This is a genomic window from Methylobacterium sp. J-078 (assembly GCF_022829285.1).
Classification (GTDB): domain Bacteria; phylum Pseudomonadota; class Alphaproteobacteria; order Rhizobiales; family Beijerinckiaceae; genus Methylobacterium.
Map to the genome: position 1 here is coordinate 245,393 of NZ_JAKSYI010000055.1, position 18,987 is coordinate 264,379.

Below are 18,987 nucleotides of genomic sequence, written 5' to 3' on the forward strand. Positions count from 1 at the left end.
TGTCCGGGCCGCGAAGGGGCTGCGTCAACATCGCGTTCGTCCCGAGCGGCAATGCGCCGGAAAACCGCGATGTGCGTCTCGGCACGCCCTTGCTGGAGCGTTTAAAATCTGTCACTTTCCCTCGGTAGGACAGCAAGGCTGTCCCATTTCCGGCAGCACGCCTGCGCGGATGGCTGTGAGGATCTCGCTCAGGTGACGTTGCCGGCGACCAAACGAGATTCGAAGCCGGTTGCCGTGACGGCGATCCGGGCCCGCACGGCTTGAGACCAAGCCGGCGTCGAGCCCGCAAGGAGCGGGCGCTTCTGACCGAAGAACCCGCTTAGAGCCGACGCTGTCGAGAGACGCGAAACCCGGAGGCCCCTTGGCCCCTGGGCATGAAACATGCTCGCATGCGGGCAGGTCGGAGGCGAAGGATGGTGGACGTGGTCGCATTGTCTGAGTTCGGGGCGCTCCAGGCGTCGATTCCCGCCACCCGTGACGGCACCGCGCCACTGATCGTGCGCGACGCCGCCCTCCCCAAGGCCCAGGGCCTCTACGACCCGGCCCGCGAGAGCGACGCCTGCGGTGTCGGCTTCGTCGCCGACATGCACGACCGCCGCACCCACGCCATCGTCCAACAGGGTCTCCAGATCCTGAAGAACCTCGACCATCGCGGCGCCGTCGGCGCCGATCCGAAGATGGGCGACGGCTGCGGCATCCTCGTTCAGATCCCGCACGCCTTCTTCAAGGCAGAGTGCGAGGCCCTCGGCATCACCCTGCCGGAGCCGGGCCATTACGGCGTCGGCCAGTTCTTCATGCCGAAGGACGCCGAAGCTCGCAGGCTCGTCGAAGAGATCGTCGAGAAGGCCCTCGCCGACGAGGGCCTGCCCTTCCTCGGCTGGCGCGACGTGCCGGTCGATCCGAGCGACCTCGGCGTGATGGTCAAGGAGACCGAGCCCTGCCACCGGCAGATCTTCATCGGCCGCCCCGCCACCGTCGCGGACGAGGATGCCTTCGAGCGCCGCCTGTTCACTGCCCGCAAGGTCATCTCGAACAAGGTCTACGGCCTCAAGGACGAGCGCACGGGCACCTACTACCCCGTCTCGCTCTCGACCCGGACCATCGTCTACAAGGGCATGGTGCTGGTCGACCAGCTCGGCGAATATTATCGCGACCTGCAGGACGAGCGCTTCGTTTCGGGGCTGGCCCTGGTCCACCAGCGCTTCGCCACCAACACCTTCCCGACCTGGCGCCTGTCCCATCCCTACCGGATGGTCGCGCATAACGGCGAGATCAACACCCTGCGGGGCAACGTCAACTGGATGGCCGCCCGTCAGGCGAGCGTCGATTCGGAGCTGTTCGGCAACGACATCTCGAAGCTCTGGCCGATCTCGTACGAGGGCCAGTCCGACACGGCGTGCTTCGACAACGCCCTCGAGTTCCTCGTGCAGGGCGGCTACTCGCTCGCCCACGCGATGATGATGCTGATCCCCGAGGCCTGGGCGGGCAACCCGCTCATGAACGAGGAGCGCAAGGCGTTCTACGAGTACCATGCCGCCCTGATGGAGCCGTGGGACGGCCCGGCCGCCGTCTGCTTCACCGATGGCCGTCAGATCGGCGCGACCCTCGACCGCAACGGCCTGCGTCCCGCGCGCTACCTCGTCACCGACAACGGCCTCGTTGTGCTGGCCTCCGAGATGGGCGTGCTGCCGATCCCCGACGAGAAGATCGTCGAATCCTGGCGCCTCCAGCCCGGCCGCATGCTGCTCATCGACCTGGAGAAGGGGCGGATCGTCTCCGACGAGGAGATCAAGAGCGAGCTCGCCGCAGCCCACCCCTATGCCGAGTGGGTCAAGAACACCCAGATCGTGCTGGAGGACCTGAAGCCCGTCATCCCGCGCGCCTCGCGCTCGGACGTGTCGCTCCTCGATCGCCAGCAGGCCTTCGGCTACAGCCAGGAAGACCTCAAGCTGCTCATGGCGCCGATGGCAGTGACCGGCCAGGAGGCGGTCGGCTCCATGGGCACCGACACGCCGCTCTCGGCGCTCTCGGACAAGCCGAAGTCGCTCTACTCCTACTTCAAGCAGAACTTCGCGCAGGTCACGAACCCACCCATCGACCCGATCCGCGAAGAGGCCGTGATGAGCCTCGTGTCGTTCATCGGCCCGCGCCCGAACCTGCTCGACATGGAGGGGGCGTCGCGCAAGAAGCGCCTCGAGGTCCGCCAGCCGATCCTTACCAACGGCGATCTGGAGAAGATCCGCTCGATCTCCCACTTCGAGGACCGCTTCGACACCAAGACCCTCGACATGACCTTCCCGGCCGAGACCGGAGCGGCCGCCATGGAAGGCGCGGTCGACCGTCTTTGCGACCGGGCCGAGGTCGCGGTGCGGGGCGGCTACAACATCATCATCCTGTCGGACCGCGGCGTCGGCCCGGATCGCATCGCGATTCCAGCGCTGCTGGCGACGGCCGCCGTGCACAACTACCTGATCCGCAAGGGCCTGCGCACCTCGGTCGGCCTCGTGGTCGAATCGGGCGAGCCGCGCGAGGTGCATCACTTCGCGTGTCTCGCCGGCTACGGCGCCGAGGCGATCAACCCCTATCTCGCCTTCGAGACGCTGATCGCGATGAAGGACGAGTTCCCGCCGGACCTGACGCCGGATGAGATCGTCTACCGCTACATCAAGTCGATCGATAAGGGCCTGCTCAAGGTCATGTCCAAGATGGGCATCTCGACCTATCAGTCCTATTGCGGCGCACAGATCTTCGACGCGATCGGCCTGAACTCGTCCTTCGTCGCGCGTGATTTCTTCGGCACCGCGACCACTATCGAGGGCATCGGCATGGCCGAGGTCGCGCAGGAGACCGCGCGGCGCCACGCCGACGCCTTCGGCGACGCGCCGATCTACCGGACCGCCCTCGATGTGGGCGGCGAGTACGCCTACCGCCTGCGTGGCGAGAGCCACACCTGGACCCCGGATTCGGTGGCGACGCTGCAGCACGCGGTTCGCCTCGGCCTGCCCGACCGCTATCGCGAGTACGCCCGGCTCGTGAACCAGCAGGAGAACCACCTCAAGACCATCCGAGGTCTGTTCCGCATCAAGCAGGCGGAAGAGCTCGGCCGTGCGCCGGTGGACATCGCGTCCGTCGAGCCGGCGGCCGACATCGTCAAGCGATTCGCCACGGGCGCCATGTCCTATGGCTCCATCTCGAAGGAGGCGCACGAAACGCTGGCCATCGCGGTCAATTCGTTCGGCGGACGCTCCAACTCCGGCGAGGGCGGCGAGGAGGTGGAGCGCTTCAAGCCGATGGCCGACGGGCGCTCGCGCCGCTCGGCCATCAAGCAGGTGGCATCGGGCCGCTTCGGCGTGACGACGGAGTACCTCGTCAATTCCGACATGATGCAGATCAAGGTCGCACAGGGCGCCAAGCCCGGCGAGGGCGGCCAGCTGCCCGGTCACAAGGTCGACGCCAAAATCGCCAAGGTCCGCTACGCCACCCCGGGCGTCGGCCTGATCTCGCCGCCGCCCCACCACGACATCTATTCGATCGAGGATCTGGCCCAGCTGATCTTCGACCTGAAGAACGTGAATCCGGCGGCTGACGTCTCGGTGAAGCTCGTCTCCGAGGTCGGCGTCGGCACGGTGGCGACGGGTGTCGCCAAGGCGCGCGCAGACCACATCACGATCTCAGGGTTCGACGGCGGCACCGGTGCGGCGCCCCTGACCTCGATCAAGCATGCGGGCGGCCCTTGGGAGACGGGTCTCGCCGAGACCCAGCAGACCCTGGTGCTGAGCCACCTGCGCGGGCGCGTCGTGCTCCAGGCCGATGGCGGCATCCGCACGGGTCGCGATGTGCTCGTGGCGGCGCTGCTCGGCGCCGACCAGTTCGGCTTCTCCACCGCGCCGCTGATCGCGGCCGGCTGCATCATGATGCGCAAGTGCCACCTGAACACCTGCCCGGTGGGCGTGGCGACGCAGGACCCGGTCCTGCGCAAGCGCTTCAAGGGCACGCCCGAGCACGTGATCAACTACTTCTTCTTCGTGGCGGAGGAGTTGCGCGAGCTGATGGCAGCCATGGGCTTCACCAAGCTCGAGGACCTCATCGGCCGGGCCGACTTCCTCGACACGCTGGAGGTGATCAACCACTGGAAGGCGCGCGGCCTCGACTTCTCGAAGCTGTTCCACCGTCCGGAGGTGCCCGACCACGTCGCGATCCGCCACACCGAGAAGCAGAAGCACCCCATCGACACCGTGCTGGACCGTCGCCTGATCGCGGGGGCGCAGAGCGCCCTCGACGGCGGCGAGCCCGTGGTGGTGCGGGACGTCATCAAGAACTCGGACCGGACCGCCGGTGCCATGCTCTCGGGGATGGTGGCCAAGGCATACGGCCACGAGGGCCTGCCCGACGACACGATCCGGGTCGAGCTCTCCGGCACCGCCGGTCAGAGCTTCGGCGCCTGGCTCGCGGCCGGCGTCACCGTGGAACTGACGGGTCACGCCAACGACTACGTCGGCAAGGGCCTGTCGGGCGGCAAGCTCATCATCCGCCCGTCCGACGCCCTCCGGGCACCGCCGTCGCACACCATCATGGCCGGCAACACCGTGCTGTACGGTGCGATCGCGGGCGAGGCCTATATCCGGGGCTCGGCCGGCGAGCGCTTCGCGGTGCGCAACTCCGGCGCCATCGCGGTGGTCGAGGGCATGGGCGACCATGGCTGCGAGTACATGACCGGCGGCGTCGTCGTGTCGATCGGCGAGACCGGGCGCAACTTCGCGGCCGGCATGTCGGGCGGCATCGCCTACGTCCTCGACGAGGACGGCTCGTTCTCGGCCCGCTGCAACCTCTCCATGGTCGATCTCGAACCCGTCGAGGAGGAGGATGACCTGATGCGCCGCTTCCACCAAGACGGCGACCTGGAGACGAAGGGCCGCGTCGACATCCTGGCCGACATGTCGGGCCACGACGAGGAGCGCCTGTCCCAGCTCATCACTAATCACCTGAAGTACACGGGCTCTCCGCGTGCCAAGGCGATCCTCGACGACTGGGCCGGCTACCGCACCAAATTCGTCAAGGTGATGCCGGTGGAGTACCGCCGGGCCCTGCGCGAGATGGAGATGGCGCGGATGCCGGTGGCGGCGGAATAGATCCTGCGACACTGACGGAAGAGGCGGATCGGCGCAGATGCCGGTCCGGTGGATAACAGCGGAACAGGCCGATCCGGCCGCCATCCGCGCGACGGATCAGACAGACTCGCGAAAGACGATCAGACGATGGGCAAGGTCACGGGTTTCCTCGAATTCGACCGGCAGGAGCAGAAGTATCAGCTCGCCGCCGATCGCGTGCGGCACTTCCGCGAGTTCACGCTGCCCCTCGACGAGCATGACCTGAAGAAGCAGGCGGCCCGTTGCATGGATTGCGGCATTCCGTTCTGCCACGGCGATACCGGCTGCCCGGTCCACAACCAGATCCCGGATTGGAACGAACTCGTCTACCAGTCGGACTGGCAGGAGGCCGCGCGCAACCTGCACTCGACCAACAACTTCCCGGAATTCACCGGCCGCATCTGCCCCGCGCCCTGCGAAGAGGCCTGCACGCTGAACCTCGAGAACCAGCCGGTGGCGATCAAGACCATCGAGCAGGCCATCGCGGACCGGGCCTGGAACAACGGCTGGGTCAAGCCCGAGCCCGCCGAGCACAAGACCGGCAAGAAGGTCGCGGTGATCGGCTCCGGCCCGGCCGGCATGGCGGCGGCGCAGCAGCTCGCCCGCGTCGGTCACGAGGTCCACGTGTTCGAGCGCGAGCCCAAGGCCGGCGGCCTGCTGCGCTACGGCATCCCCGACTTCAAGATGGAGAAGCGCCACATCGACCGGCGCGTGAAGCAGATGGAAGGCGAGGGCGTCCGCTTCCATTACGGCGTCAATGTCGGGGTGACCAAGCCGCTCGATGAACTCACCGCCGAGTTCGACGCGGTGCTGTTCGCCGGGGGCGCCGAGGACCCGCGCAACCCGCAGCTCCCCGGCCAGGATCTGGTCGGCGTGCACTACGCCATGCCGTTCCTCGTGCAGTCGAACCGCCGGGTCGGGGCCGAGCCGATGCCGGGCAACGGCGAGGCGCCGATCCTGGCCACCGCCAAGAACGTGGTGGTCATCGGCGGCGGCGACACCGCCTCGGATTGCGTCGGCACCTCGTTCCGCCAGGGCGCCCTGTCGGTGACGCAGCTCGACATCCGCCCGCGCCCGCCGGAGCGCGAGGACAAGCTCTCGGTCTGGCCGTACTGGCCGACCAAGATGCGGACCTCGTCGAGCCAGGCCGAGGGTGCCGAGCGCGAGTTCCAGGCGGCCACCCTTCGCCTTGAGGGCAAGAAGGGCAAGCTGACCGGCGTGGTCTGCACCCGTGTCGACGAGAAGCGCCAGCCGATCCCCGGCGGCGAGTTCGTCCTGCCGGCCGACCTCGTGTTCCTGGCGATCGGCTTTGCGGGTTCGGTGCGCAAGGGGCTCCTGGAAGAGTCCGGCGTCACCATGGACAAGCGCGGCAACGTCACGGCCAACGAGCTCGACTACCGGACCTCGAACGAGAAGATCTACGCGGCCGGCGACATGCGCCGGGGCCAGTCCCTCGTGGTCTGGGCCATCCGCGAGGGCCGGCAGGCGGCGCGCTCCATCGACGAAGCCCTGATGGGCGCGAGCATCCTGCCGCGCTGACGAGACGTTCGACCGGACTGCGACTGTCGCAGTCCGGAACACGCCGGCCCCGCGCATGATTGCCGTCCTGACACGAATCACGTCTGGACCCGCGCATGACCAAGCCGATGGCCGAACCCAAGATCGAACCCTATGAGGGCCCGGCGGGGGGCTGGGGTTCGGCGGGCTCCCTGGCCGAGATCCTGACGCGAGAGCAGATCCCGGTCTCGGGCGCGGCCCTGCTGTTGAAGCAGAACAAGCCCGACGGCTTCATGTGCACGTCCTGCGCCTGGTCGAAGCCGGCCAAGCCCAATACCTTCGAGTATTGCGAGAACGGCGCCAAGGCGACCGTCTGGGAGCAGACGGCCAAGCGCGTCGGGCCGGATTTCTTCGCCCGGCATTCGGTGACCGAACTTCTCACCTGGACGGACTACGCCCTCGAAGAGAAGGGCCGGCTGACCCACCCGCTCCGCTACGACTCCGAGAGCGACCGTTACCTCCCGGTGACTTGGGCGGACGCGTTCGCCGAGATCGGGCGCGAGTTGCGCGCCCTCGATCCGAACGCGGTGGTCTACTACACGTCGGGCCGCGCCTCCCTCGAGACTTCGTACATGTACGCGCTGATGGCGCGCATGCACGGCACCAACAACCTGCCCGATTCCTCGAACATGTGCCACGAGCCGACCTCGGTCGGCCTCAAATCCTCGATTGGGTCGCCGGTCGGCACCACGATCCTGGAAGACTTCGAGTCCACCGATCTGATCCTGTTCTTCGGCCAGAATGTCGGCTCGAACGCCCCCCGCATGCTCCACCCGCTGCAGGAGGCGCGGAAGCGGCGCGTTCCGATCATCACCTTCAATCCGCTGCGGGAGCGTGGCCTGGAGCGCTTCACCAACCCGCAATCGCCGTCCGAGATGCTGACGCGGACCTCGACCGAGATCTCGACCCAGTACCATCAGGTCAAGGCGGGCGGTGACCTCGCAGCGATCACCGGGATGTGCAAGGTCCTGATCGCCGCCGACCGCGAGGCCATGGAGGTCGGGCGCCCGCGCATCCTCGACGTCGATTTCATCGCCGAGCACACACACGGCTTCCGCGAGTTCGTCGCCTTCTGCGATTCCCAAGGCTGGGCGGAGATCGAAGCGCGCTCGGGGCTGACACGCGAAGCGCTGGAGGCGGCCGCCACCGTCTACGCGCGCGCCCGCTCGGTGATCGCGGTCTACGGCATGGGCCTCACCCAGCACCGCCGTGGCACCGAGGGCGTGCAGATGCTCGTCAACCTCATGCTGCTGCGCGGCAATGTCGGCCGCCCCGGGGCCGGGCTCTGCCCGGTGCGCGGGCATTCCAACGTGCAGGGGCAGCGCACCGTCGGCATCACGGAGAAGCCGGAACTGGCGCCGCTGGACAAGCTCAAGGAACTCTACGGTTTCGAGCCGCCGCGAGAGAAGGGCCGCAACACCGTCGAGGCCTGCGAGGGCATCATTTCCGGGGCGGTGAGGGCGTTCATCGGTCTCGGCGGCAACTTCGTCCGGGCGGTGCCCGATACGGTCCGCATGGAGGAGGCTTGGCGCGCTTTGCGCCTCTCGGTGCAGATCTCGACCAAGCTCAACCGCTCGCACCTCGTGCGGGGCGCGGTCTCCTACATCCTGCCGTGCCTCGGCCGCATCGAGGTCGACGTGCAGGCGAGCGGACCGCAGGCGGTCTCGATGGAGGATTCGACCTCCTGCTTCCACGGCTCGCGCGGCCAGACCAAGCCCGTCAGCGACGGGGTGCGGTCGGAGCCCTGGATCGTCGCCGAGATGGCCAAGGCGGTGCTGCCGCCGAACCCGAAGGTGGATTGGAACGCCTGGGTCGGGGACTACGCCCGGGTCCGCGACGCGATCGAGGCGACCTATCCGGACGTGTTCCACGATCTGAACGGCCGGATGTTCCAGCCCGGCGGTCTGCACAAACCCCTCGCGGCCCGCGACCGCAAGTGGGACACGGAGACCGGCAAGGCCAACTTCACCGTCCCGGGCGGCCTGGAGGCGGACCCGGACATGCGCAGCAATCGCCGCGACGTGCTCGACCTGATCACCCTGCGCTCCAACGACCAGTTCAACACCACCGTCTACGGCTACGACGACCGCTTCCGCGGCGTGAAGGGCACCCGGATGGTGCTGTTCATGAACGTCAACGACGTGGAGCGACTCGGGCTCTCCGATGGCGAGACCGTGGATCTCTGCACCGAGGCCGACGACGAATTCGTGCGGGAGGTCAGCGGCCTGCGGGTGATCCAGTACAGCATCCCCGAGGGCAATGTCGGCGGCTATTACCCCGAACTCAACGCCTTGATTCCGCTCTGGCATTACGACGCGCAGGCCATGACGCCGGCCGCCAAGGCGATCCCGGTGCGCATACGGAAAGGAACGCGGATCGCCGTCGCCGATTGACGCCGGCGCGGTTTTCCGGAGCCGCTCCCCTCGACGGCCGGCGCCACCGACCCATAATCGGGGCATGGAACGCTCCGACGACGCCCATGACCGCGACGCCCATGACCGTCGCCAGGCCATCATCGACCGGATGCTCGCGCAGGCGCTGCATCCGGTCTCCAACGATCGGAGCCCGAGCCATGACGGGCTGCCGGAGGACATGCGGCTGGTGGTGGATGTGCTCCTGGCCAAGGCCGAGGCGCAGCGGCAGCGTCGCCTGACCTATGAGGATCTGGAGGAGGCACTGCCGCCGCGTGACGTGACCGCCGAGGATCTGGAAGCGATCTTCTGGATCCTGTCCGAGCATGGCATCGCCATCGAGGACGGAGATCCCGCCGGAGACTGAGCGCAACCGCACGAGACTCATGGCCGATAGACTTGGGAACGACGGTCGATCCCTCCAATGCGGTCTGCCGAGCGTGACACGAATGCCAGTCACGTTCCGGCCCTCCCTCGCATCCGCCGAAGAACCGCTCTATAAGCCGCGCTCCTCCACGGGGCCTTCCGCCTGCGCGGAGCCGACCGAAAGGCGGAACGGAGACGATTATGGCCGAGCGTTGGACACCGAAGACCTGGCGAAACCTGCCGATCCAGCAGGTGCCCGCCTATCCGGATGCCGCCGCCCTGGAATCGGTCGAGTCGCAGCTCGCGAGCTTTCCGCCGCTGGTTTTTGCAGGTGAGGCGCGCAAGCTGAAGTCCGCGCTGGCCCGCGTCTCCACCGGCGACGCCTTCCTGCTCCAGGGCGGGGATTGCGCCGAGAGCTTCGACGAGCATTCGGCCGACAACATCCGCGATTTCTTCCGCGTGTTCCTGCAGATGGCGCTGGTCCTCACCTTCGCGGGCGGTTCGCCCGTGGTGAAGGTCGGCCGGATCGCCGGGCAGTTCGCCAAGCCGCGCTCCTCGCCCACCGAGACGATCGGGGGCGTGACGCTGCCGAGCTACCGTGGCGACATCGTCAACGGGCTCACCTTCACGGAAGAGGCGCGGGTGCCCGATCCGCGCCGTCAGCTCGAGGCGTACCGTCAGTCGGCGGCGACGCTCAACCTCCTGCGCGCCTTCGCCACCGGCGGCTACGCCAACTTGGAGAACTCGCACCGCTGGATGCTCGGCTTCGTGAAGGATTCGCCGCAATCCTCGCGTTACGCCGATTGCGCCGAGCGCATGACCGAGACGCTCGACTTCATGCGGGCCATCGGCATCAACCCGGAGACGCATCAGGAAGTCCGCACCACGGATTTCTACACCAGCCACGAGGCTCTGCTGCTCGGCTACGAGGAGGCGCTCACCCGCGTCGATTCGACGAGCGGCGACTGGTACGCCACCTCGGGCCACATGCTCTGGATCGGCGACCGGACCCGCCAGCCGGACCATGCCCATGTCGAGTACGCGCGCGGGATCAAGAACCCGATCGGCCTCAAGTGCGGCCCGTCGATGAACGCCGAGGGCTTGATCCGGCTTGTGGATCAGCTCAACCCGGCCAACGAGGCCGGGCGCCTGACGCTGATCTGCCGGTTCGGCGCCGACAAGGTCGGCGACCACCTACCGGGCCTGATCCGGGCGATCGAGCGCGAGGGACGCAACGTGGTCTGGGTCTGCGATCCCATGCACGGCAACACGATCTCGGCCGGCGGTTACAAGACGCGGCCGTTCGAGCGCGTGATGCAGGAGATCGAGGGCTTCTTCGGTGTCCACCGCGCCGAGGGTACGGTCGCGGGCGGTATCCACCTGGAGATGACCGGCAAGGACGTCACCGAGTGCACCGGCGGTGCTCGGGCCCTCACGGCCGAGGACCTGCAGGACCGCTACCACACCTACTGCGATCCCCGGCTCAACGCGGAGCAGGCCCTCGAAGTAGCCTTCCTCACCGCCGAACTGGTCAAGCGCGAGCGCACCGCGATCGAGCGGCCGCGCCTCGACGCCGCCGAGTAGAGCCCAAACATGGCGGGTTGGTGCCGCGGCACCGGCTCGCCTGCGATCGCGCGGGCTTCAGGCGGCGATCATCGCGTCCCCGAAATGGCGCACCAGCCCCATCTCAAGCTTGCCGGTCATGCCTTCGAGGATCGCCATGGCATCCCGGGCCGGCATCGGCGGCTTGTAGGAGCGGCGCTCGGTCAGCGCCGCGTAGATGTCGCAGATTGTCAGCAGCCGGACGGTGTCGCTGATTTCTGCGCCAACGAGTCCGTCCGGATAGCCTGAGCCGTCCAGCATCTCATGATGGTGGCGGACGGCGCCGAGGGTGGCGGCATCGCAACCGCTTTCCTTCAGGATGTCGTACCCGATGACCGGGTGACGCCGCATGATCGCGGTTTCGTCCGCATCGAGCCGCCCCGGCTTGTTCAGAATCTCGCGGGGGATGCGCGCCTTACCGACATCGTGCAGCAGGGCGGCGCGCACGAAGTGCTCGCGATCCTCCGCGCGGAAGCCGAGATGCAGCACGAATTGCGCGGCCACGCCGGCCACCAGCAGGCAATGCTGGTAGGTCGCGTCGTCGTGGGTCCAGACCGTCTCGAGCCAGCGGGTCAGGCCGCCCTCGCGCACGGCCGACAGGATGGGGCTGAGCCCCGCGTCGATCATCGGGAGGTGGATCGTGCCGCCGTCGCGAACGCCGTCGAACAGGTCGGTGAGGACCTCCGTCGCCTGGGAGATGCCCCGGAGCACGGGCTCGGCCACCGGGTCGGGCTCCGGCGGGGCGATCTGATCGAGGAGTGCCTGGATGACGATGTGCGGCGCCGTATAGGCCGGGAAGCAGACGGTCGCGCCGAGATCGCGGGCGAGACGGAGGTCCTGATCGGAGGTCGAGCGCAGCAGGCAGAGGAGCGGGATCGCGGCTGCCTTCCCGTGAGGCACGAATGCGCGCAGACGGTCCACGGCCTCGCGACGGTTCAGGGTCAGATCCGAGACGACGGCGCGGGGCGCGGAGCGGGCGGCCCGATTCTCGCCGGTCGCGAACACCTCGCAGGGTCCGATCGTCCTGATCAACGTTTCGAGCGCGGCGCTTCGATCCGGTCTGTCCGTCAGCAGAAAGATGGCGCTCTGTTGCATGAAGCCACGGTCCCTCCCTACGCGACACGTACGCTGCAATTGAAAACAAGTCGTTTAACGCGAGCAACCGTCGGGTTCCGCGCGAACTAGCGCTCGACAGTCATGATCAATCATCCCGATATAAAATAAACGCAATAACCATTGTCGAATATTAAATATAAATCCCTGTTGTCGTATTAATATATCGCAATCGATATATAACATTCAATAATATCGAGCAGATCCTTTTTCATTGCAAAATCCGCCGAAAAGCAAGTGTGCAATCGAGAAGATCAGCATCGAACCAAATTCTAGAAATCCCGGCACCGCGCATCGCGCCGTGCGAGACACAGCATCGCTCGCACGTTCGGCAGTTTTTCGCGAAATCAGCAATTCAAGATCTTCCGAGCAGCGGTCGGACTTCCACTGTCTGCTTGGAGACATCAATCGTCGAAGTCGCTCGGTCCGGAAACCCATTGCTCGTTGCGCCGACCATATCGGGAGATTTTAGCCTTGGTGCCGGACATAGCGTTGCCGATCGAGCCGAGCTCGATCTTCGAACCCCCGCCGCTTCGGCCGGCATTTCGCGGGTCCGTGCAGTTGGCGCAAGAAGCAGGGGAGGCCAAGGACGCCGACGTGGCGAAGATCAGGGTGTATCCGGCAAGAATCGAAGGCGAGCCTGCATCCCTCCCGACAGCGTGGTCGGCCGCTGCCGTCCCCGGAGGAATCATGAGGATCGGCGCGCACGCCATGCTGGCGTCGATGCGCGCACGGAGGCATCGCAGCGCGTAAGCTCGACCGACGCGAGCACGATACACACTCCGTTTCTCATCGTGACGACGGTTGGTTCGTGGTACACCAAGAGCCGCGATCCACGCATCTGTTCACGTTACGTTGTGGATTGGGATGGCCTCCTGAATAGGTCGATGCTCCCTGGCATCGACGCCCGCCGCCGGGTCTTCAAGCGCCCCGGCGCCTCCCCCTCTCGAACGTCCGTGATCCGTATCCCGTGAAGATCGCCATCATCGCGCATCTCAAGTTCCCGATCGCTCAGCCGTTCTCGGGAGGGTTGGAGATGCACACGCATCTGCTCGCGTCCGCACTCCAGGCCCGAGGCCACGCGGTCACGCTCTACGCCTCGGAGGGGTCCGGCGGGACCTTCGATCTGGTTCCGGTCTGCGCGCCTACCGGCTGCGCCTTCGACGACGTCTCCGAGGCTCGGATCGATGCCGCCGAGCACGCGGCCTATGTGCGGATCATGGATGCGGTCGCCGCCGGTGGCTACGATTTCGTGCACAACAACAGCCTGCACTACCTGCCGCTGCTCCGGGCCGGCGAACTCGCCGTGCCGATGGTGACCGCGCTGCATACGCCACCCTTCGAGCCCTTCGTGCGGGGTGTCCGGGCCCGCGCCCGCGACATGACCTTCGCGGCCGTGTCGCCCTCCCTGGCGCGGGAGTGGCGCGATCTGATCGGCGAGCCGCAGGTGATCGGCAACGGCATCGACCTCGACGCCTTCGCGTATTCCGCGCGTCCGGTGGGCGCACCCCACGCCATCTGGATGGGGCGGCTCGTGCCGGAGAAGGGCCCGCACCTCGCCATCGACGCCGCCCGCGCGGCCGGGCTGCCCTTGAAGTTCGCCGGGCCGCGCTCGAACCCGGCCTACTGGGACAGCGAGATCGCGCCCCGCCTCGGCGACGACATCACCTATATCGGGCATCTCGGACATGACGATCTCGCTCGTTGGGTCGGCGAGGCGCATGTCGCCCTGTGCACGCCGCGCTGGGAGGAGCCCTTCGGCCTCGTGCTGGCCGAATTCCTGGCTTGCGGAACGCCCGTCGCCGCTTTCCGGCGCGGTGCCATTCCCGACATCCTGGATGCGTCCTCCGGCGTGCTGGCGGAGGCCGACGACGTGGCCGATCTCGGGCGAGCCGTGACCCGCGCCATCCGCCTCGACCGGGCCGATTGCCGGCGCCGGGCCGAACACCTCTTCGACGCCAGCACCATGACAGACCGCTACGAGGACCTCTACGAGATCGAATTGCAGCGCGCCGCCCGCGCGGCCATCGCGGCGCGTGTCAGCAATGCCTGAGCCGGACCTGTCCCTCGGCCGGGCCGTCGTCTGCGTGCCCGCCCGCAACGAGGCCGAAGCCCTGCCGCGCCTGATCCGCTCCCTCGCCGCGCAGGCCGGGAACGGCGACGGTACCCGTCTGCGGGTCGTCGTGCTCGCCAACAACTGCACCGATGCGACGGTCGACGTGCTCGCCGGCATGGTGCGCGACGGCATCACCCAGGGCCTGGATCTCCGGGTGATCGAGGCCGCCATCCCGGCGCCCGAGGCCCATGTCGGGACCGCGCGCCGGCGCTCCCTCGACGAGGGTGTCGCGTGGCTCGCCGGGGACGGCGTCACGGACGGTGTCCTTCTCAGCACGGACGCGGACGCAGTCGCGCCGCCGGATTGGGTACGGGCCAACTTGCGCGCCCTGCGCAACGCCGAGATGGTCGGCGGCCGGCTCGTGCTCCAGGCGGATGCACCGATGCAGGATCCGGCCCTGCGCGCACTCCACCTGAGGATCGAGGAATACTGGTCGTCCGTCCGCGCGCTCGAGGATCAGCTCGATCCCCCGGCCCACGATCCGGCGCCGCGCCACGGTGACCACGTCGCGGCGAGCCTGTGCCTGCGGGCGGAGCTCTACGGTGCCGTGGGCGGCCTGCCCGCCATCGCCTGCGGCGAGGACAACGCCCTGGTCTCGCGGGTGCGGGTGCACGGTGGCCGGGTGCGCCACTGCCCGCATGTCTCCATCGCGGTCTCCGACCGCGGCATCGGCCGGGTCCAGGGCGGCATGGCCACGGAGATGACCCGTCGCGCCCGCGTGGCCGCCGGTGCGGAAGCATACTGCCTGCCCCCGGCGGAGCATTGGCGCGCGCTGATCGAGCGCCGCCGCGCCGTGGCCGCCGCCTATGATCATCCCGAGGGGCCGGAGGCGGGCCTGGCGGCTCTCGGCCTCGCGCGGGCCGACATCGCCGCCATCGCGCCGGCCGCCTGCCCGAACGCCATCGCGCTGGTCGAGCGGGTGGAGGCGCGGGTCGGGGAGGGCATTCCCGAGGCGGTTTCGGTTCCCCTCGACGAGGCCCTGGACGGCCTCCATGCCCTGCTCGGTCGGCCCCGGATGGCGCGCGTCGCATGAGGCGGCGGCCGATCGGCTACTATGTCCATCACCAGGGCGCCGGCCACTGGCAGCGCGCCAACTGCATCGCCGCAGCCCTCGACCGCCCGGTGACGCTCATCGGGACCCTAGCGGACATCGACACCCGCGATGCCGCCGGCGCCCTCCTCGATCTGCCGGACGACCGCCTGAGCGAACGCTTCGACGGCCTCGACGACGCATCCGAGCGGCCCGAGGCGCTGCATTACGCCCCCGTCGGGGCGGACAACATCCGCGCGCGCATGGGCCGCCTCGCGGCCTGGATCGTGGAATCCGATCCGGCGCTGATTGTCGTCGACGTCTCCGTCGAGATCACCCTGTTCGCGCGCCTGATGTCGGTGCCGACCCTGGCGGTGCGCCTGTCGGGCAACCGCACTGATCCGCCCCATCGCGAGGCGTTCCGCAGCGCCGAGGCCGTGCTGGCCTTCTTTCCCCCCGAACTCGAAGCGGCCGGGACGCCGGACTGGGTCCGGGCCAGGACCCTCTATGCCGGCCTGCCCGTGCCCGACCGGCTGCCGCCGACGCCGGAGGACGGCTCGATCCTGGTGATCTACGGTCGCGGCGGGGAGGGCGGACGCCTCGCGGATCTCGCTCAGGCGGCCCGGGCGGTGCCGGACCGGTCCTGGCACGTGCTCGGACCCGTGGAGGATACGGGCGGGGACCGGCCGGCGAACCTCCACCTGCACGGATGGGTCGCGGACCCGGCCCCCTGGCTCGCGCGGGCCGCCCTGGTCGTCGGGGCGGGCGGCGACGGCGTCGTGTCAGGTGTCGCTGCCGCGGGGAAGCGCTTCGTCTGCCTGCCGGAACCGCGCGCCTTCGACGAGCAGGTCGCCAAGGCCGAGTCCCTGGCCGCGCTGGGTGCGGCGATCCATTGTCCCGTATGGCCGAGTCCGGCGGCGTGGCCGGGGGTGATCGCCGCCGGCCTTCGCCTCGACCCGGCCCGAATCGGCGCCCTTGCCGAGCCGGGCGCGATCGCCCGGACGGCGCGACTCATCGCCGACCTTGCCGACCGGATGGACGCCCGACGCTCCTGAGGCTCAGAACGGGCGGTCGGCGGGCAGACGCGTGGCCGCGATCTCCTCCGGTGTCGGATGGCGCAGGACCGTCACACCGTCGCGCCAGTCCGAACCGATCAGCCCCCGCGTCGCGAAGGCGTCGAGCCAGCCGTCCATCGGCCAGAGGCCGTGGCGGGCGCGGAAGCGCGCGGCGCTGCGCACGATGTCGGAAAAGTGCTGCAGCGGCGGGTCGCAGGCGAGATGGTGCTGATGGAAGGCCAGGCCCCCGGCGGTGAACAGGACGGGGATGCCGAGGGCGTCGGCCCGGAAGGCGAGATCGGTATCCTCCGCCCCGTAGCCGTCGAAGCCCTCGTCGAAGCCGCCGAGGCGGTCGAAGGTCGTGGCGCGCACGCCGAAGGCGAGGGACCAGAACAAGCCGACATTCTCGGACCGGGCGAGGCCACGCTCCGGAAAGTGCCGCACCGGATGCCGGTGGCCGGCCGCGCGCAGGGCGCCTTCGGACCAGCCATCCGCCACCACGCCCGCCGGCAGGTAGCGGATCTCGCAGCAGATCAGGCCGTCCGCCGCGTCGAGGTCGCGGCTCAGGCAGGGCACGAGGTCGACGGAGGGGATGCAATCCACATCGAGGAAGATCAGCCGCTCGGTCGTGGCCGCCCGGCGCCCGGCATTGCGCGCGCGCGCCAGGGGCAGGCCCGCCGCCTCCAGAGGAACGCGCCGGATCGGAAAGCCTAGTTCGGGCAGTGGCGCAGGGTCCGCGCCCATCTCGACCACGACGCAGGCCTCCGGGTGCGGCCCGCGCGCCAGCCCCTCGAGCAGGCGTGCCAGGTGCGCGTCGCGGCCCTTGTTTAGGGTGATGATGGTGGTGCCGGGGATCACGAGGTCGACTCGTGGAGGGCGATGAAGATCTCGAAATCGCCCGTGAACCGGTCGATCATTGCGGGCTCCAGGCGAAAGCCGGTGGGATCGTCGGCGATAAGGTCCGTCGTCTGCGAGCGATGGGCGGCGATGGCCGCGGCCTTCGCCGACCGATGCGCACCGACATCGACGCGCAGCCCGGTCGGAGCATTCCCGACCTCGGTGCCCTCGGGCAGGGTCCAGCCCCAGACCGGATAGGCGTAGCTGCGGATCGCACCGAGGCGCCCCTGGGCCAGCCGGACGATGGCCGCGGCGGCCTGATGGTCGCAATGCGGATCGTGGCCCCAGGTCACGCAGACCGCTCCAGCCCCCGCCATCACGGCGATCTCGGCGATGCGGGCGGCGGCGGCCTCGGCGTCGGGACCGGCGCTCGGCACGCCTGCATCGGGCATGCGCAGGAAGGTCACGGCCTCCGGGGGTACGCCGAGGGCCGCGACTGCGTCCAGGGTCTCCTGCTCGCGCAGGGCCCGGAGCTTGTTGGGCGGGTAGAGCACCGAATGGGTGTGCGAGCCGCAGCCGTCGCTGACGATGACCACCGCGACCGTCTGGCCGCGCGCGCGGGCGGCGGCCATGACGCCGCCGCAGCCGAGGCTCTCGTCGTCCGGGTGCGGGGCGACGATCACGAGGCCGGCGCCGCCCGTCAGCGCGTCGAGATCACGGACGGGCAGGTGTTCGGCGGCGGCGAGGAAGGCGTCGGCATGCATGGGTGGGCTCGGGGCAGGCGTCGAAGACGCGAGGCGCCTGTCTACCCGGGCCAGTCTGATCGATGTCTGAACGGTCGGCCGCCACCGACTCCACTACAGGGCGGTGCCGCTCTCCGTGGCGAAATCGGCGATGCCACCGGCGGTGGTGAGCCAGATCTCGTCTCGATGCGCGGCGATGTGGGCGAGGGCCCGGCGCAAGGGGCGCAGGCGATGCGGCTGGCCGACGATGTAGGGATGCAGGGCGATCCCCATGACCAGCGGTGCGGTCCGCGACTGCTCCAGCATTTCGTCGAAGGCCTCGACGAGGGCGTCGGCGAATTGCTGCCCGGTCTCCTTGCGGGCCACAATGGCGGGGATATCGTTCAGTTCCTGCGGATACGGCACCGCCAGGATGCGGCCGCCGTCGCGGGTGGAGAACCAGGTCGGCTGGTCGTCGTGGCACCAGTCGAGGAGGTAGGTGTAGCCCGCTTCCGCCAGGAGGTCCGGCGTCCGATGGCTCTGCGAGATCCATGGCCCGAGCCAGCCCTTCGGGGCTTTTCCCTCGTGGGCGGTCAGGATCGCGGTGGCCTCGGCGATCAGCGCCCGCTCCTCGGATTCCGCTCGGTCGCCCTGGCGCTCGGTGTTGGTGCGACCGTGCCCGACGATCTCGTCGCCCCGCGCCCGGAACGCCTCGATCAGGCCGGGGCAATCGGCATAGAGCCGGCTGTTGACGAGAACGCTCGCGGGCATCCGCAGCGCGTCGAGGGTGTCCTTGATCCGCCAGGCGCCGACACGGTTGCCCCAGTCGCGCCAAGCGTAGTTGAGCACGTCCGGCTGCGGGCCACCGGGCGCGAGTTCGGCGCCGAGGCCGCGGCCGAAGTCGAAGCCCTCGAGGTTGAGCCCGAGATAGACCGCGAGACGCTTGCCCCCGGGCCAATCGTAGACCGGCCGGTCGGGCAAGGCGCTGTAGGCGTAGCGGCCGTGATGCGGCGCGGGCGTGTCGGTCATCG

Annotated in this window: 12 protein-coding genes; 8 read left to right on the forward strand and 4 right to left on the reverse strand. The window is 68.6% G+C overall.

Annotated features, from left to right (window positions below):
* Positions 1-413 precede the first annotated feature (413 nt).
* The 5 genes from gltB to MKK58_RS07395 all read left to right on the forward strand — a co-directional run bounded on the left by gltB (position 414) and on the right by MKK58_RS07395 (position 11,065).
* Positions 414-5,129, forward strand: coding sequence for a glutamate synthase large subunit (gene gltB, locus MKK58_RS07375; protein WP_409565207.1), 4,716 nt, complete (start codon positions 414-416; stop codon positions 5,127-5,129).
* Positions 5,130-5,255: 126 nt separating this feature from the next.
* A complete protein-coding gene (locus tag MKK58_RS07380) occupies positions 5,256-6,686 on the forward strand; it encodes a glutamate synthase subunit beta (RefSeq protein ID WP_243911445.1) in 1,431 nt (476 codons plus the stop codon).
* Positions 6,687-6,793: 107 nt separating this feature from the next.
* Entirely contained in the window at positions 6,794-9,097 is a 2,304-nt protein-coding gene (locus MKK58_RS07385) for an FdhF/YdeP family oxidoreductase (RefSeq protein ID WP_243911496.1), read from the forward strand.
* 64 nt (positions 9,098-9,161) lie between these two features.
* Complete coding sequence (locus tag MKK58_RS07390) at positions 9,162-9,482, forward strand: RNA polymerase sigma factor region1.1 domain-containing protein (protein WP_243911446.1); 321 nt, start codon at positions 9,162-9,164, stop codon at positions 9,480-9,482.
* A gap of 200 nt (positions 9,483-9,682) precedes the next feature.
* Positions 9,683-11,065, forward strand: coding sequence for a class II 3-deoxy-7-phosphoheptulonate synthase (locus tag MKK58_RS07395; protein ID WP_243911447.1), 1,383 nt, complete (start codon positions 9,683-9,685; stop codon positions 11,063-11,065).
* A gap of 57 nt (positions 11,066-11,122) precedes the next feature.
* On the opposite strand, the gene MKK58_RS07400 is transcribed toward MKK58_RS07395, so the two are convergent.
* Complete coding sequence (locus MKK58_RS07400; RefSeq protein WP_243911448.1) at positions 11,123-12,088, reverse strand: HD-GYP domain-containing protein; 966 nt, start codon at positions 12,086-12,088, stop codon at positions 11,123-11,125.
* 1,078 nt (positions 12,089-13,166) lie between these two features.
* Here MKK58_RS07400 and MKK58_RS07405 point away from each other — a divergent pair.
* From MKK58_RS07405 to MKK58_RS07415, 3 genes are read left to right on the forward strand one after another with little or no spacing between them, the layout of a single operon-like run.
* Positions 13,167-14,249 (forward strand): glycosyltransferase family 4 protein, encoded by a 1,083-nt coding sequence (locus MKK58_RS07405; protein ID WP_243911449.1) that lies wholly within the window; start codon positions 13,167-13,169, stop codon positions 14,247-14,249.
* Positions 14,242-15,345, forward strand: a complete 1,104-nt coding sequence (locus MKK58_RS07410) for a glycosyltransferase (protein WP_243911450.1) — start codon at positions 14,242-14,244, stop codon at positions 15,343-15,345. Before MKK58_RS07405 ends, MKK58_RS07410 begins: the two co-directional genes overlap by 8 nt.
* Positions 15,342-16,397, forward strand: a complete 1,056-nt coding sequence (locus MKK58_RS07415) for a glycosyltransferase (protein ID WP_243911451.1) — start codon at positions 15,342-15,344, stop codon at positions 16,395-16,397. Before MKK58_RS07410 ends, MKK58_RS07415 begins: the two co-directional genes overlap by 4 nt.
* Positions 16,398-16,400: 3 nt before the next feature.
* Here the strand turns inward: MKK58_RS07415 and MKK58_RS07420 are convergent, their stop codons facing one another.
* From MKK58_RS07420 to MKK58_RS07430, 3 genes are all read right to left on the reverse strand, one after another.
* On the reverse strand, positions 16,401-17,252 hold the full coding sequence (locus tag MKK58_RS07420; protein ID WP_243911497.1) for a glycosyltransferase family 2 protein: 852 nt from the start codon (positions 17,250-17,252) through the stop codon (positions 16,401-16,403).
* Positions 17,252-17,998 carry a PIG-L deacetylase family protein gene (locus MKK58_RS07425; RefSeq protein ID WP_243911452.1) on the reverse strand — a complete coding sequence of 249 codons (747 nt, stop codon included), beginning with the start codon at positions 17,996-17,998 and terminating at the stop codon, positions 17,252-17,254. The genes MKK58_RS07420 and MKK58_RS07425 overlap by 1 nt, the downstream gene beginning before the upstream one ends.
* 93 nt (positions 17,999-18,091) lie before the next feature.
* Positions 18,092-18,985 carry a polysaccharide deacetylase family protein gene (locus MKK58_RS07430; protein WP_243911453.1) on the reverse strand — a complete coding sequence of 298 codons (894 nt, stop codon included), beginning with the start codon at positions 18,983-18,985 and terminating at the stop codon, positions 18,092-18,094.
* Between the last annotated feature and the right edge of the window lie 2 nt (positions 18,986-18,987).